The sequence below is a fragment of the Paractinoplanes lichenicola genome, assembly GCF_016785085.1.
In the GTDB taxonomy this organism is placed as follows: domain Bacteria; phylum Actinomycetota; class Actinomycetes; order Mycobacteriales; family Micromonosporaceae; genus Actinoplanes; species Actinoplanes lichenicola.
This window is the reverse complement of the sequence record NZ_JAENHO010000003.1, coordinates 494,648-509,771: the sequence shown is the minus strand read 5'-3', so window position 1 is coordinate 509,771 and position 15,124 is coordinate 494,648. Positions and strand designations below refer to the sequence as shown.

Annotated in this window: 15 protein-coding genes; 3 read left to right on the top strand and 12 right to left on the bottom strand. The window is 71.9% G+C overall.

Annotated features, from left to right (window positions below):
• Positions 1–17 precede the first annotated feature (17 nt).
• The 8 genes from JKJ07_RS11445 to fdxA form a co-directional block, all read right to left on the bottom strand.
• Complete coding sequence (locus JKJ07_RS11445; RefSeq protein WP_202991431.1) at positions 18–1,346, bottom strand: DUF4407 domain-containing protein; 1,329 nt, start codon at positions 1,344–1,346, stop codon at positions 18–20.
• Between the two features lie 62 nt (positions 1,347–1,408).
• Positions 1,409–2,059 (bottom strand): SIMPL domain-containing protein, encoded by a 651-nt coding sequence (locus JKJ07_RS11440; RefSeq protein ID WP_202991430.1) that lies wholly within the window; start codon positions 2,057–2,059, stop codon positions 1,409–1,411.
• 636 nt (positions 2,060–2,695) lie between these two features.
• Entirely contained in the window at positions 2,696–3,151 is a 456-nt protein-coding gene (locus tag JKJ07_RS11435) for a hypothetical protein (RefSeq protein ID WP_202991429.1), read from the bottom strand.
• An 88-nt stretch (positions 3,152–3,239) separates the two neighbouring features.
• Positions 3,240–4,268, bottom strand: a complete 1,029-nt coding sequence (locus JKJ07_RS11430; RefSeq protein WP_202991428.1) for a S8 family peptidase — start codon at positions 4,266–4,268, stop codon at positions 3,240–3,242.
• Between the two features lie 161 nt (positions 4,269–4,429).
• Entirely contained in the window at positions 4,430–6,196 is a 1,767-nt protein-coding gene (locus JKJ07_RS11425) for a WXG100 family type VII secretion target (RefSeq protein ID WP_202991427.1), read from the bottom strand.
• Positions 6,193–6,603: a hypothetical protein gene (locus JKJ07_RS11420; protein WP_202991426.1), complete on the bottom strand. Its 411-nt coding sequence runs from the start codon at positions 6,601–6,603 to the stop codon at positions 6,193–6,195. Before JKJ07_RS11420 ends, JKJ07_RS11425 begins: the two co-directional genes overlap by 4 nt.
• 125 nt (positions 6,604–6,728) lie before the next feature.
• Positions 6,729–7,820, bottom strand: coding sequence for a succinyldiaminopimelate transaminase (gene dapC, locus JKJ07_RS11415; RefSeq protein ID WP_236028867.1), 1,092 nt, complete (start codon positions 7,818–7,820; stop codon positions 6,729–6,731).
• Positions 7,817–8,140 carry a ferredoxin gene (gene fdxA / locus JKJ07_RS49730; protein WP_307834213.1) on the bottom strand — a complete coding sequence of 108 codons (324 nt, stop codon included), beginning with the start codon at positions 8,138–8,140 and terminating at the stop codon, positions 7,817–7,819. Before fdxA ends, dapC begins: the two co-directional genes overlap by 4 nt.
• Before the next feature lie 82 nt (positions 8,141–8,222).
• Between fdxA and JKJ07_RS11410 the strand changes: the two genes are divergently transcribed.
• Positions 8,223–9,188, top strand: coding sequence for a GNAT family N-acetyltransferase (locus JKJ07_RS11410; protein WP_202991424.1), 966 nt, complete (start codon positions 8,223–8,225; stop codon positions 9,186–9,188).
• A 2-nt stretch (positions 9,189–9,190) separates the two neighbouring features.
• On the opposite strand, the gene JKJ07_RS11405 is transcribed toward JKJ07_RS11410, so the two are convergent.
• Genes JKJ07_RS11405 through mshB form a run of 4 tightly spaced genes read right to left on the bottom strand, consistent with a single transcriptional unit; the run spans position 9,191 to position 12,975 of the window.
• On the bottom strand, positions 9,191–9,661 hold the full coding sequence (locus JKJ07_RS11405) for a hypothetical protein (RefSeq protein WP_202991423.1): 471 nt from the start codon (positions 9,659–9,661) through the stop codon (positions 9,191–9,193).
• 27 nt (positions 9,662–9,688) lie between these two features.
• A complete protein-coding gene (locus JKJ07_RS11400) occupies positions 9,689–11,572 on the bottom strand; it encodes a VanW family protein (RefSeq protein WP_202991422.1) in 1,884 nt (627 codons plus the stop codon).
• Positions 11,573–11,581: 9 nt separating this feature from the next.
• Positions 11,582–12,076: a hypothetical protein gene (locus JKJ07_RS11395; protein WP_202991421.1), complete on the bottom strand. Its 495-nt coding sequence runs from the start codon at positions 12,074–12,076 to the stop codon at positions 11,582–11,584.
• On the bottom strand, positions 12,073–12,975 hold the full coding sequence (mshB, locus tag JKJ07_RS11390) for an N-acetyl-1-D-myo-inositol-2-amino-2-deoxy-alpha-D-glucopyranoside deacetylase (protein WP_202991420.1): 903 nt from the start codon (positions 12,973–12,975) through the stop codon (positions 12,073–12,075). Before mshB ends, JKJ07_RS11395 begins: the two co-directional genes overlap by 4 nt.
• A gap of 154 nt (positions 12,976–13,129) precedes the next feature.
• On the opposite strand from mshB, the gene JKJ07_RS11385 reads away from it, so the two are divergent.
• Positions 13,130–14,896, top strand: a complete 1,767-nt coding sequence (locus tag JKJ07_RS11385; RefSeq protein ID WP_438871397.1) for a prolyl oligopeptidase family serine peptidase — start codon at positions 13,130–13,132, stop codon at positions 14,894–14,896.
• An 18-nt stretch (positions 14,897–14,914) separates the two neighbouring features.
• Positions 14,915–15,121 (top strand): Uma2 family endonuclease, encoded by a 207-nt coding sequence (locus JKJ07_RS11380; RefSeq protein WP_202991418.1) that lies wholly within the window; start codon positions 14,915–14,917, stop codon positions 15,119–15,121.
• Positions 15,122–15,124: the final 3 nt, after the last annotated feature.

Below are 15,124 nucleotides of genomic sequence, written 5' to 3'. Positions count from 1 at the left end.
CACATGGCTACATAGCTCTACTCGGGCTCCGCCGGCAGCGCGCGCAGCGGGCTCCGATGGCGGCCCGCGTCCTCGTCGTGGCGGAACTCGGCGTGCACGGGCCGGTGATGGCGGCCGCGGTGCGCGGTCAGCCGGCGGATCTCGGGCGGCACGACCACCGACGTACGCAGCACCGCGCTGGCCCGCTCGGCCGAGTCGCGGGCCACCTCGACGTCGTGCGTGGCCGCCTCGATGCCGTCGGCCACCACCCGGGCCATCGCCTCGCCGTAGGTCCGCGCGTCCTGGATCTCGCGCTCGTGGATCAGCGTGGCCTCGTGCTCGCGGCGGCGGGCGGTCCGGGCCTCGTTGCGCTCGTAACCGTTGCCCCGCGAGGCGAACTTGAGGCCGACGGCGGCGCAGTCGAGCGCCACCAGCAGCAGCGTGATGCCCAGATAGAAGACCCCGACACCCCAGAAGTCGCTGGTCACCAGGTGCCACATGGCGGCCGTGCGGGCACCGAAGCCGGCGTCGGCCTTGACCGCGACCTCGTTGGCCTCGCGCTGCTCGGCGATCCGGCCGGTCAGCTCGACCTGCTCCTCGGCGCGGGCCTCGCGGGCCGTGCGCTGGGTGTCGAGCAGCCGCCCGGCCTGCACGTCGAGCGCGGTCGCCTCGTCGTCGAGCGAACGCGACCGCTTGACGAGCTGATCGCAGGAGCCGCCGCTCGGGCAGCCGGCCGCGCGGGTCACACCGTCACCGGCCGAGTCGGCGACCGCCTGTTGATAAAGCCTGCGGGCGTCCTGCCGTTTCTGGGCGGCGCGCTCGGTCAGGCCACTGACCACGGCGTCGTCCGCCACCGTCTCCCGTTTGAGCGCCTCGATCCGGGCCGCATAAGTGCCCACCACGCCCGTACGGTCGATCTTGCTCAGCTGTTGGTTGTGCACCTCGTTGAGGCGCGCGTCGATCTCGCCCTGGTAGCGCGAGAGCATCAACGGCTCGGTGATCAGCACAGCGAACAGCAGGGCCAGTCCGAGGCGTCCGGCGTACAGGCCGATGGTCGGTTTTTTGAGGAAGTGCCGGGGGTCGGTCGACTCGAGCTGCTCATAGCTGATCGCGACCCGCCCGACCACCGCCCGGTCGTAGGCGACGACGCCCGCGGCCACCATCGGGCCGACCAGCCAGCGATACCACGGGTGCTGATAGTTCGAGCCGGCATCGATGAACGCGGCGCCGCCGACCGTGGCGTACCCGAAATAGAGCAGGATGAAGATGCCGATCGCGGAGTAGAGCACCCGGTCGGTGTGTGTGGTCACGCTGGCCGGGTTGACGTTCGCCACCCGCAGCAGCACGTCCCGGCGGCCCCTCGGCATGCAGCCGAGTCTTGCCGATCTTGGGGCGTTGCGTGCCCGAAACGGCCGGTTTTACTGCCGCTTCACCGCTCCCCAAGATCGGGATCGGTGATGGTCACCCGAACTATCACCGAGGCCTGCACCGACTGCGGCTGCGGATCAACGTCGAAACCGGCCGACTCCGGCGCCCCCGCATCGAACGCGGCCATGCGCATCATCGGCTGCCCGCCGCCGCCCGCACCCTCGTCGGCGATCTCGACCAGCCGATCCACCTCGGCCCCGACCGCCGCGGCGTATTCGCGGGCCCGCGCCAGCGCGTCGGTGATCGCCTCCCGCCGCACCTCGGCCCCCGCCCGGCTGCCCGGCCGCAGCTGCCACCAGGGCCCGGACACCGCCGCATGCTCGAGCCGGGCCAGATGCAACAACAGCTGCCCGAGCGGCTCAAAGTCGACAACGGTGATCGTCGTGACGATGCTTCCCGTGTACGCCACCACGCGCTCGCTGCCCCGCTTGAGCTCGGGCAACACGTGCACGCCGCCGGTCTCGCGGCGCTCGATCGCCTCGCCGGACTGGGCCAGCAACTCGTGCAGCTCACGAGACCGCTCCAACAGCCGGCTCACGACCGCTTCCCGCTCCCGGTCACGCGCCGACAGGGTGACAGTGAGAAGCGCCTGCTCGGGCGGCACCTCCCGAAACGCCTCACCACGAACCACAATCACCGGCTGCTCGACCATGCCCCCGACGCTACCCGCCGAAGCCACGCCGCGCGCTCCGCGACCTTCGTGCGCGCGCTCCTTGCCGCCCCGCCTGTCATCCGCGCTGCCGCCAACTCGAACGCCCTCCGCCAACTCGAGACGCCCCCCGCCAGCCGACCCGCAGTCGGTCGACCCCAACGTTTGTGAGGACTCACTTACCGCGGCCGAACAAGGACGTCTTGGATGTGAGTACTCACTTACCGCATGCCGGGCGCGACGTCCTGGAAGTAAGTACTCACTCACCACCGCCGGACCGGCCCGTCCCGGATGTAAGCAGTCACTTACCGCCGCCGAGCCGGCCCGTCCTGGATGTGAGTCCTCACTCACCGCCGCCGAGCCGACCCGTCCTGGATGTGAGTCCTCACTTACCGCAGCCAGGCAGGGACGTCCTGAAAGTGAGTACTCACTTACCGCTGCCGGGCGAGGACATCCTGAAAGTGAGTACTCACTTACCGCTGCCGGGCAGGGACATCCTGAAAGTGAGTACTCACTTACCGCCGCCGGGCAGGGACATCCTGGAAGTAAGTACTCACTTACCGCCGCCGGACAGGCCCGTCCTCGATGTGAGTACTCACTTACTGGAGGCGCGCGAGACGGCCGGCGGGTGGGCGGCGTTCAGCCCGCTGGCGCGTATCGAGTGCCGATGCGCTGCCCGGACAGTTCGGTGAGTGCGTCGCGGGCGTCGGCAGCGATGCGGTCAGTGTCGGCCGGGGTGACCGGGCCGATCTCGGCGCCGTCGATGCGGCCGCCACGAACGTGCAGCCGGAACAGGCCGCGTGGGCCGATGATCACCTGGAGGGCCGGCTTTTCGGGGCATTCGTCGATCAGCCTGTACGCCTCGGAAATCCGCGAGCGGGCCGTGTCGTGCCCCTCGCCGCGCTGCATGAGCGGCGCCAGTGCCGCCTGTATGCGAGCCGCTTCCAACGCTTCCAGCAGGCCCGCGGCGACGCGGGCCGGGCCCAGCGCCGACCACCAGCCGGAACGCAGACCTATGTCGACACATCGGCCCACCGGGTCGACCATCGCGTAAGCCGTGCCTGTGCGGTCAATACCGTTGATTGTCTTGTTCACCGGCGCTCCCCCGATCTCCGGTGATACCGAGAGTAGCGCAGGCATCCGCCCCCGCGAATGCCCGTATCGGGTGGCCGACCCGCCCCCGTCAGGAACGTCGGCGTGCCCGAAGGAGCATGAGAACCGCCACCCCGACGACCAGCACCAGCACGCCGACGGCCACGATCAGAAACGGTGGCAGGCCACTGTCGTTCGTGGACGTCGTCGTGGCCGCGTTCTGGGCGGGCTTCCGCGAGGCCGGCGGGGTGGACGGCTCGGCCCGTGGGGCGGTCAGGGCCGCGACCAGGTCGAGCTGCCCCTCGCCGTAGCGGTCGTCGCGGCCCTTGGGGCCACGGTCCACGGCCGTCGACATGAGCCGGTTCACGACCTCCTCGGCGCGCATGTCGGGATAGCGCGCGCGGATCAGCGCGACCCCACCCGCGACCAGGGCCGACGAGAGACTCGTGCCGTTACTGACGTCGTATTTGTTGCCGGGGCGGGCCACCGGGATCGAGACCCCGTACGTGACCAGGTCGACCTCCGGCCCGTGGTTGGAGAACGACGCGATCCGGTTGTCGCGGCCGACCGACCCGACGGCGATGACGTTCGGGAAGGCGGCCGGATCGACCACGCCGCCCCCGCCGTTGCCGGCCGAGCCGACCAGCACGACGTCGTTGGCGAACGCCTCGGCGATCGCGTCCTCGAGCACCTGGTCGGATTCCAGGTCGAACGACATGTTGACGACCTTGGCGCCGTGGTCGGCGGCCCACTTGATGCCGTTGGCGACGAGCAGGTCGTCGTTGACGGGCCGGATCGGCATGACCTTGCTGCGCGGGGCCACGCCGAGCAGGCCGCTGCCCTCCCCGTGGCCGCGGCCGGCGATCAGGGTCGCGATGCCGGTGCCGTGCGGTCCGGTGTCCACATTGTCGGAAGGCTCGTCCCGCGTCACGATCCAGCCGGGCACGGTCGCGCCCCGCAGGTCCCGATGCCGGGTGTCCACGCCGGTGTCGATCACGGCCACGGTCACCCCGGCGCCGCCCTTGCCCAGTTGCTGGGCCTCCTCGAGACGCATGGGCCCGAAATACCACTGCCGATCCCGCCACGAGTCGGCCCGCGCGGGCACCCCGGTCAGCAGCACGACAAGCAGGGCAGCGAACAGCGCAGCTCCTGCTCGTCGAAGCGCCGGAAAAGCGCGGCCGCCGGGCCACCGGTCGAAATCCCAAGACCGGCCACGCAGCCGAGCAGGGCGAGACCGACCGCGTCGTACGCCGTCGATCCCGTCCCGCCCGGCGAACCGTCTCACCCGCGGCGGCCGATCACGTTCGGGCCGGGGTCGTGCCAGTCGTCGTCCGCGTCGGGGCCGATCACCGGGTTGACGCCCTCGGCGACCTGCCACAGGTTGTCGGGGTCGAAGCCGGTCGGCTCCTCGCCGTGGGGGGACCGCGAGCCCCGCCCACCCTGGGTTCCGCCCGCGAAGGTGTGCCGATCGGGTCCGACCGGGTCGTCCGGCAGCCAGCTCGGTCGCGGAGCCCGCGCGGCACCACCACGGCCCGCCCCGGCACCCAGCCGACCGCCACCAGCACCGACACCGCCCACACCGGCCCGGCCGCCACCGGCGCCGGGTCCACCGATGCCCGCGCGACCGCCGCCGACGCCACCCAGCGGGCCGCCGACCACGCCGGAAGCGCCGCCCGGGGCCGACCCGAAGGCCTCCACGTCGCCGGCACCAGGACGGATGCCACCGACCTCGTCACCGTCACGGCGTCCGGACCGGCCGCGAGCGGCGCCGGGACCGCGTACGCCCCCGAGGCCACGACCGGCCGCTCCACCAGGACCACCGGCCCCGCCGAGCTGCGGCCCACCGCCGCCACGGCCGGACCCGCCCTCAATGCCACCGATACCGCCGGGCCGGGACCCCACACCGCGTCCCGCACCACCGACACCGGGATTGCCGACGCCGCGACCACCCGTGGCACCCGGCCCACCGACCGACCCGGGCCCGCCGATGACCGCGCCCGACGGCAGCGTCCGCCCCACGGCCGGACCACGACCGGCCCCGCTCACCGGAGGACGGCCGACACCGGCGCCCGGCACCGGACCACCGCCGCCACCACCGCCCGGCAGCACCCCCGGCACCAGCGGCGGAACGCCACCCAGCGACGGCGGCGCACCCCCACCCGGGACCGGGCCCGCCGGACCGCCACCGATCGGAGCCGGCAAAGTCGCGGGCGGGTTGATCACCCCGGCCAGATCAGGCCCGCCGGGACGAACCCCGACGCCCGCGCCGGGATCGGAGGGTGAGCCAGGCGAACCAGGCCCACCAGGCGAGCCAGGCGAGCCAGGCGAACCGGGCGAGCCAGGCCCACCAGGCAAACCGGGCGAGCCCGGATCGTCGGGCAGGATCGGCTCCTGGCCCGGCAACGGCGGCGGCGGGTCATGCGGCAAAGCGGTGCTGATGCCGCCCGACCCAAGACGACCCGAGCCCGAGCCCGAGCCGCCACCCCCGGGCTGCGGCTTGGGCGGCCACTCCTGCGGCCCCTCGCCCACGCTGAAGTTGTACGGATCGGGCACCCGCAGGTCGGCCACCGCGTCGGAGACCGCGCCCTCCATCGTGATCATGATGGCGCGGGCCTGCTCGTCGATCTCGTCCTCGGCGCTGTCGAACCAGCGCGGCACCAGGTCGTCGCTCTTGTCCTTGTATTTCTCCCACAGCGGCTCGATCGACTTCTTGGCCGTGTCGAGCGCGTTCAAGATCTTGTCGAGGCCGTTCGCCGTGGTGTCGGCGTCGGTCGCGGCCACCTGGAGCCGGGCCATCAGCCGGTCGAGCTCGTTGAGGAAGGCCTCGGCGGACGCGTTCTGGTCGGGCGGCCACGCGGCGATCAGGTCGGCCTTGGCCGTGGCGAGGGCCTGATGCTGGCCGCGGATCGAGCCGGCCAGCCGCTTCCAGCCCTGCACCTGCTCGCGGGCGAGCCCATCTTCCTCGTTCATCACCATCGACCACAGCCGGGGCGTGTTGAACGCTCCCCAGTTCGTGCAGTAGCTGCTGGTCAGCACCGGGTCGCTCATATCGCCTGCCGCCCGCCGTGCGGGATTGCCCGCTCGGCCGCCTGACGCCGGGCCTGCGCCTCGGTCGCCGCCGTGACCAGCGCACCGTTGATCCAGTCGGTGCGGTCGGCCGCGCGCATGTCGGTGGCGTCGAGCGCTTCGGCCACCTTGGCCGCCGCGTCGGCCAGCACGCGGGCCGCAGCCATGTATTCCTCGATGTTCGCGGTCGAGGCTTCGACGCTCGCCGCGTATCGGGCCTTGGCGGCGTGCACGCTGCCGCTGGCGTTGTTCGTTCCGAAGCGCACCCCGGTGCCGAAGGACACCCGCGCGTCGGAATACCCCGGCTCGAGGGTCCGGGACGTGTCGTCCTGGACCTGGTCGGAGAACTTGTTCAGACCGTCGGTCTCGACGCGAATGCCGTCACTCACGACCGCCTCCCCGTAGCTACGTCGTCTCGCAACGCACCGAGGGTAGCGACCGTTGTCTACCTGAACCTAGGCCGTGTTTCGTAGCTGGGGCGGGGCTGCGGCCGGGCCCAGCTACGAAACAGGACCTAGGCCAGGCGGGCGACCGCCGCGGCCACTCGCTCGTCGGTCGCGGTCAGAGCGATCCGCACGTGCTGCTCGGCGGCGGGGCCGTAGAAGGCACCGGGAGCAGCCAGAATGCCGCGTTCGGCGAGCCAGTCGACGGTCTTCCAGGAGTCCTCGCCGCGGGTCGACCACAGGTAGAGGCCGGCCTCGGAGTGGCTGATCTCGAATCCCGCTTTTGTGAGCGCCACCCGCAGTTCGTCGCGGCGGCGGGCGTAGACCGCGCGCTGGGCGGCCACGTGCTCCTCGTCGCCGAGCGCGGCGATCATCGCGGCCTGCACGGGGGCGGGCACGATCATGCCGCCGTGCTTGCGGACGGCGAGCAGCTCGCCGATCAGGGCCGGGTCGCCGCCGACGAAGCCGGCCCGATAGCCGGCCAGGTTGGACCGTTTGGACAGCGAGTGCACGGCCAGCACGCCGGTGTAGTCGCCGCCGGTCACCGCGTCGTCGAGCACCGAGACGGGCTTCGTCTCCCAGCCCAGCGACAGGTAGCACTCGTCGCTGACGACCACGGCGCCGCGCTCGCGGGCCCACGCGACGACCTTGCGCAGGTGCTCGACGGGCAGCACCTTGCCGGTCGGGTTGGACGGCGAGTTGATCCAGACCAGGCGTACGGACGGGTCGGGCCCGACCGCGGTCAGCGCGTCGGACCGGATCACCTTGGCCCCGGCCAGGCGCACACCGACCTCGTACGTCGGGTAGCCGATGGCCGGGATCACGACGGTGTCGCCCGGACCGACGCCGAGCAGGGTGGGCAGCCAGGCGACCAGCTCCTTGGAGCCGATCGTGGGCAGCACATCAGGGGTGCCCGAGGCGCCGCACTCACGGACGAGCCACTGCGCGATGGCCGCGCGCAGGGCCGGGGTGCCCGCGGTGAGCGGGTAACCCGGCGAATCCGACGCGTCCGCGAGGGCGCGCCGGATCAGCGGCGGCACGGGGTCGACGGGCGTGCCGACCGAGAGGTCGACTACGCCGTCGGGGTGCGCGGCCGCCCGGGCCTTGGCCGGCTCCAGCAGATCCCAGGGGAAATCCGGCAGGGCCGCGGACAGCCCGCTCAGCTCTCGCCCCGGGGCGGCTGCGACGCGACGAACGGCGTGTCCTTCTCGATCTTGCCGACCTTGGCCGCGCCACCGGGCGAGCCGAGGTCCTCGAAGAACTCGTAGTTCGCCGTCGTGTAGTCCTTCCACTGGTCGGGGACGTCGTCCTCGTAGAAGATCGCCTCGACGGGGCAGACCGGCTCACAGGCCCCGCAGTCGACGCACTCATCGGGGTGGATGTAGAGCATCCGGTTGCCCTCATAGATGCAGTCGACCGGGCATTCCTCGATGCATGCCTTGTCAAGCACATCGACGCAGGGCTCAGCGATGATGTAGGTCACGGGTCTTTCCCTCCAAAGCCTTGCCGCGGGGACCGCCGGCGACAGTTGCAGAGCCTAGTATCACCGCCGGAGGAGGTGACACGTGCTCCGTCGGCAGGATGTGGGGCACCGGGTGGTGGTACGCCGCATTGTAGGGGTTTCCCAGAACCGGACGCTCTATACGGATGCCCTCGGTGAGCTGGTCGATCTCACCGAGACCGATCTTACGATCGCCACCGAGAAGGGCACCGTCCGCGTCCCACTGCGTGAGGTTCATCGCGCGAAAAGGGTGCCCGCCGCTCGCCGCCCGCCCGCGGCCGAGGTGATCGCCCTCGAGCTGGCCGCGAACGACGCCTGGCCGGCTCCGACGCAGGCCAAGCTGGGCAATTGGCTCCTCCGGGCCGCCGAGAACTGGACCGGCCGGGCGAATTCGGCCCTCGCGGTGGGCGATCCCGACCGGCCGCTCGAGGCCGCCATCGACGCGGTCGAGGAGTGGTATTCGGCACACGGCCAGCGCCCGCTGATCAACGCGCCGATGCCGCTGGCCGCTCCGGTCAACGCCGCCCTCGACGCCCGCGGCTGGGGCGCCCGGCCGCTCACCCTGGTGCAGACGACCTCGCTGGCCGCGCTGACCGGCGTGTTGCCGGCCCGGCCCGATCTGTCCCCGGTCGAGCTGGCCGACAGCCCCGGCGACGACTGGTTCGTCATGGTCGCCGAGCACAAGGGCACGCTGCCGCCGGCCGCCGGACGCATCCTGAGCGCCCCCGCCGACGTCGTCTTCGCCCAGGTTCGCGACGCCGACGGCGGCCTGCTCGCAGTGGGCCGGGGCGCGGTCACCGGGCCCGGCCGCTGGCTCGGCGTGGCGCTGCTGCAGACGGCCCCGCACGCCCGCCGGCAGGGCCTGGCCCAGCACGTGCTGCGCGGGCTGGCCCAGTGGGGCGCCCAGCACGGCAGCTCGCGGGTCTATCTGCAGGTCGAGGAGCGCAACACGAGCGCGGTCACGCTCTACGGCCGGGTCGGCTTCACCACGCACCACACGTATCTGACACGCGAGGCACCACTCGACTAACGTCAGCGACGGACGATCTTGCGCGGCTTGGCCTGGCGCATCTCGCCGTAGGCCTTGAGCGAGCGCGAGCGATAGTCGTGGCCGAGCGCGACCGAGACCCAGTAGCCGACCAGGGTGCCGCCGCCGGCGAACGCGGCGTAGAGGGCGATCTGGGCGAAGAAGTGGTCGGAGCCGCTCGCGAACGGCTGCTCGCCGCTGACGAACGGTCCGACCAGGAGGGTCAGCACCATCGCGCCGGCCACGCCGAGCGCCCAGTCGGGCACGAGCCACTCCGACGGGCGGCGCCGGTGCGAGGCCCGGAACGCGTAAACGGCCAGCACCACGCCGATCAGCGCGAACATGATGACCGTCGTACGGGTCTCGGCGGCGTCGTTGTCGTCGAACGCGAACCGGGTGACCAGCCGGGCCACCGCGTTGATCGCGAACAGGCCGATCGCCAGCGCCGCGATCGGGAACCAGCGCTGCTGCCTCATATGCCCTCCCGGAACCTGCCCGGCGGACTACTCCGTGCCGCCGCAGACGAATCGTGGCTCGGGATCGTAACGCCAAGTGAACTTCTCGCGCTCGACCTCCTGGCCATCCTTGCGGATGACGCGCCATGCGTCCTGGGTGAAGCCTGGGAGTCCGCTGGTAGCGATGCACCGGGGACCGGCCTCGCGCTGCACGGTGGGCGGGCTGGTCCGGTTGCGCTTGGGGCCGTAGACGGTCTTGACGCTGTCGTAGACCTTCGTGCTCCACAACGTCACGGTCACCGAGCGCCCGGTTGTGGCGGTGTCGATCAGAACCCCGTACGGGGTGGTGTTCTTGAACTTGAGATCGAGCGTCGGATAGAAGATCGTCGCCTCGATGACCGCGGGATAGCGCGAGAAGTAGAACGAGTGCGGCTTGTGCTCGACGTCCTCGAGGCCCGCGTAGTAGGCCGCGTTGAACAGCGTCGTCGTGAACTGGGAGGCGCCGCCGCCGACACCCGGCTCGAGCACGCCGCCGACGATCACCGGGGCGTCCTTGTAACCCTTGGCGTAGTTGCGCTCGCCGGTGTGCTTGTTGAGCGAGAACGTCGCCCCCGGCTGCACGACCGCGCCGTCCACGGCCTTGGCCACGGTGATGATGTTCTGGCTGCGTGGGGCGTTGCGACCGCCGGTGAAATACGTGGTGAAGGTCGACACCTTCTCCTTGATGCCGAGCTTGGTCACGTCGGCGACGCTCGTCTCCGACTCGGCCGTGGCCAGCACGCCGGTGACCTCGCGCGAACCCGTGGCCGGGAGCACCTTGAGCAGCTCGGGGCCGAGTTTGGTGACGTCCACGAGCCGGCCGGGAGTGCCCGCCACGACCTGCGGCTTGCCGTCCTGCAGGCGTACGGAAGCCGGTTTGGCCGCCGTCTCGACCTTGCGGAACTCGGTGGCCCCGGCCGTGCGCAGCCGCGTGGCATCGATCGCCGGAGTCAGCCTGCCGGTGCTGTCCGCGCGGAAGACCAGGCCCTTCGCGATGGCCGCGGGCGTCAGGACGAGCGACTTCGCGCCCACGGTCACGGTCACCGGCGCGGCCACGGCGGGCTTGGCCACCTCGTCGACCAGCGCGTCGACCTGCTCCCGGGCCATCACCGGGGTGCGCGTGGTCAGCGGCACATCGGCCACCCCACCCGTCGGCCACGCCGCGATCACCCGCTCGGCCGCGAGGCCCCCATCAAGATCAAGACCGGGTTTCCCGTACGCCACCACGGGCTCGACACCCCGGAAGGCGATCGCCGGCCGGCGCACGGTGACCCGCTCGGTGTTCAGCTGCTTGCGGAGCGCCGCCGTGAGTTTGGCCTCGTCAACGCGTACGGCTGGGGGAATGCTCTTGGTCCCGAAGAACCGCACCCCGCTCGTGGCCGCCGCATCGACGGTGGCCGGCACGTCGAAGGCGAGACCGACCGACTCGGCCGGGACCGTGACGTCCTTGCCGTCGAGCCGGACGCGGGCCGGCTGGGCCGAGCGCGCCGCGACATGATCCCGCAGCGCCTTCTCGGCCTCGGCCAGGGTCAACGCGCCGAGGCTAAGACCGAGCACCTCGACCCCGCGCGGGATGTCACCGGTCGTCACGTAGGCCGCCGACCCGGCCGCACCGGCGCCCAGCAGCGCGACCACACTCGCCGCGACCAGCCACTTCCGTTTCTTGCGGGGCGGTGACGGCGGCGGTGGCGGCGTCTCGATCCGTTCCTGCGGCGGCGCCTGACGCGCGGCCGGGATGATCGCCGTCGCCGAGCTCATCGGCAGCGGAACTGTGGCGTCCGCCCCATCGGGAACCGAAACGCTGCCGTCGGGTGCCTCGTTGAGGATGACGGTGTCGTCCGGCCTCGCTCCCGCGGGCGGCTGCGGACCGAACCACTCGGACTTCGACGTCACGTGCTCACCTCACCGTGGCGTTTGTTGCGGCAACCGCCCCTTCAAGATCAGGCGATAGGAGTAAACAGCGTACGTCAGGCTGCCGACCAGGATCATCACGAGCGCGACCCAGTTCTCGCCGCCGAGCAGGTAGTCGCCCTCGTCGGTGCGGACGCCGGCCGCGCCCAGCATGAGCAGCGTCCACAGCGCCCACGGCGGGCCGAGCGCCCAGCGGCGGCGGGTGGTGGTCACCGCGAACCAGGCGATCGCCCAGTTCAGCCCGCCGGCCAGCAGGATCGACAGGCCGAGCAGCGGGCCGCCGCCGGAGCCGATCGCGTCGCCGCGCCAGATCGTGACGAAGTCACCGGCCCGCAGCGTGCTCAGGTTGATCTCGAGGAAGCCGCTGATCAGGGCGGCCAGGATCGAGATCACGACACCGGCGACCCGGAGCACCGGATCCCAGCCGGGCTTCTTCGGCTCGGGGGCGGGCGGTTCCTCCAGCGGGGTGCTCACCTCGGTGCTCATCGCGAGGCCGCGTCGGCCGCCGCCGGCTGCTCGAGCTCGAGCCCGCCGAACAGGTCGCTCTCCCAGCCGTGCGGGCCCTCGCCCGGGCCGCGCGACCCCTTGGCGATCGTGAAGTACTCCACGCCCATGAACTCGCCGCCGAAGTCGCCGGCGATGCCGTACAGCCAGGAGTTGTCGGGGATCTGGGTGGCGTGGGCCTGCATGGCCGCCACCTTCTGGTGATAGAAGTCGGTGCCGTCGATGCGCGCGGCGATCTCGTCGTCGGAGTGGCCGAACGGCAGGTCCTCGACCTTCTCGACACCGGCGAACGGGTTGTCGGAGAGCTCGCGGAACGCGTCCATGCCGTCGCGCAGCACGCTCAGCGGCATCGCGGTCCAGTAGATCTTCTGCGGGCCGTCGGCGCCGGCCAGCTCGGCCGCGCGCATGGCCACCCGGTGCGCCTGGATGTGGTCAGGATGGCCGTAGAACCCGTTCGGGTCGTACGTGATCATCACCTGGGGCTTGATCTCGCGCATGATCTCGACCAGGTGCGCGGCGGCCTCGTCGAGGTCGGCCGACCAGAACGCGCGGGCGTGGTCGTTGGTGGGCAGGCCCATCATGCCGGAGTCGCGATAACGCCCGGCGCCGCCGAGGAACCGGTGATCGGTCACGCCGAGCGCGGCGCACGCGCGGGACAGCTCGACCAGCCGATAACCGCCGAGCTGGTCGGCCTGGGCCGCCTCGAGCCGGGCCAGCTCGGGGACGTGGATCTCGCCCTCCTCGCCGAGCGTGCAGGTCACGAGCGTCACGTGGGCGCCGGCCGCGGCGTAGTGGGCCATGGTCGCGCCGGTGCCGGTGACCTCGTCGTCGGGGTGGGCGTGCACCAGCAGCAGCCGGCGCGCGGGCAAGGCGTCAGTCACGCGCGCAACTGTACGCGGGATCATCGGCGACGGTTCGGACGCCGTGCGCGGGTTTGGGGCGCACAAGTGGCCCTTGATCAGCGATGCTGTCCGGGTGGACTTCCCTGGACTCGCGGAGCGCACCGGCCACTTCCGCCACGGCGCGCCGCACGCGGTGACGGTCGGCGCGGACGGCCGGCGGGTGGCGTTCCTGCGTTCCACCGGCCCCGAGGACCCGGTCGCCTCGCTCTGGGTGCTCAACGTCGCGACGGCGGCCGAGTCCCTGGTCGCGCCGGGCCCGCTGGCCTCGTACGCGACCGATCGCGACGCCTGCGTGGCCGCGTTCGCCCGCGCGGGCCGTCTGTTCCGGGCCGACCTGGTGCGGGGCACGGTCGCCGAGGTGCCCACCGACGAGCCCGCCGAGGACCCACGGCCCGATCCGCGCGGCGGCAACATCGGCTACGTGAGCCGGCAGGGCGGCTCCCCGTCGCTGCGGGTGGTCGGCCCCGACGGCGACCGGCTGCTGGCCGGCGAGTCCGGCAACGCGTGGCGCGAGCACTGCGGCACGATCGGCTGGGGCGTGCCGGACGAGACGGCCCGGCGCTTCGGGCGCGATCGCGGCTGGTGGTGGTCGCCCGACGGCAGCCAGATCCTGGCCGCGCGCACGGCCGCCTCGACCAGTCTGCACCTGCTCGACCTCGACTTCGGCTGGGTCGACGTGCACTGGGACCGCGAGACGTATCCGCACGTCGTCAGCGTGCGCTGGGCCGACGGCGGCGGGCCGCTGATCACCGTGCTGCGCCGCATGCAGCAGCACGGGCTGGTGCTCGCGGTCGACCCCCGTACGGGCGAGACGCAGGTGCACGCCGAGCTGGCCGACGCCCGCTGGGTCGAGCCGGTGGCGGGCACGCCGCGGCACCTGCCCGACGGCCGCGTGCTGGTCGGCGGCGAACTGGCCCACGACGGCTTCGACGCGCGCTGCCTGTTCGCCGACGGCAGCCTGCTGACCCCGCCCGGCCTCTATGTGCGGCGGGTGGTGGGCACGGTGCCGCGGCCCGGCAGCCCCGCGCCCGACCTGGTGGTCGAGGGCACCGACGACGACCCGGCGACCCAGTCGGTCTTCCGCGTACGCACGTCGCTCGGCGGCGGCGGAGCCGAGGCGCGCAAGGTCACCGAGGCCCCCGGCTGGCACCACGCCCACACCGGCGGCGACGTGCTGGTCGTCGACGACGTGGTGTGGCGGGGCGAGGCCCGGGTGGCCGCCCTGGGCAACCTCGCGATGCCGCTTCCGTACGCGCCGTCACCCGTGCTCGAACGGGTCACCGACCGCCGCCTGCCCGCCGCCGTGCTCTACCCGGCGGTGTTCGTGGGCGGCACGAAGATCCCGGTGCTGGTCACCCTGGGCGACGGCCCCGGCCATCAGCAGGTGGTCAACGACCCGGCGGCTTGGCAGGAGCGGCAGTGGTGGGCCGACGCCGGGTTCGCCGTGGTCAGCATCGACGGCCGGGGCACCCCCGGGGTCGCCCCCAGCTACGAGAAGGTGGTGCACCGCCGGCTGGTCGACGTGGCGCTCTCCGACCAGGTCGACGCGCTGCGGGCGCTGCAGGGCAAGCACCCCGACCTGGATCTGAACACGGTCGCCGTACGGGGAACCGGGGTCGGGGGTTGGCTGGCCGCGATGGCCGTGCTGCGCCGCGCTGACGTCTTCCACCGCGGGGTGGCCCGCAACCCGGTCGTCGACTGGCACGACGAGCCCCCGGTGCTGGCCGAACGCTATCTGGGCGACCACCGCGACTCGGCCGACGTCTACACCCACCACACCCTGCACGGCGCCGAACCCACCGACGCCCTGTTGCTGATCGGCGCCGAGCTACCCGGCTTGCCCTCACGCCCGACCGCCACCCTCGCCGAGGAACTGGCCTTCCTTCAGGATCGAAGCTAGTCAAATATCAAGCCGGCGATGGACCGAGCGTTGAAGAAGCACTACTACGAATCGGCCGGGATCCCGTGGTATCTGGTCGTCGACCACATCGCACTCACCATCGACCTGTTCGAGCTGGTCGGGACGACGTACGAGAAACGCTCCATGACCCATGGCGGTGAGATTCTGCACCTCACCGAGCCGGTCCTCGTCGATCTCGATCTCGCGGCGCTGTTGCCGGACTGATTT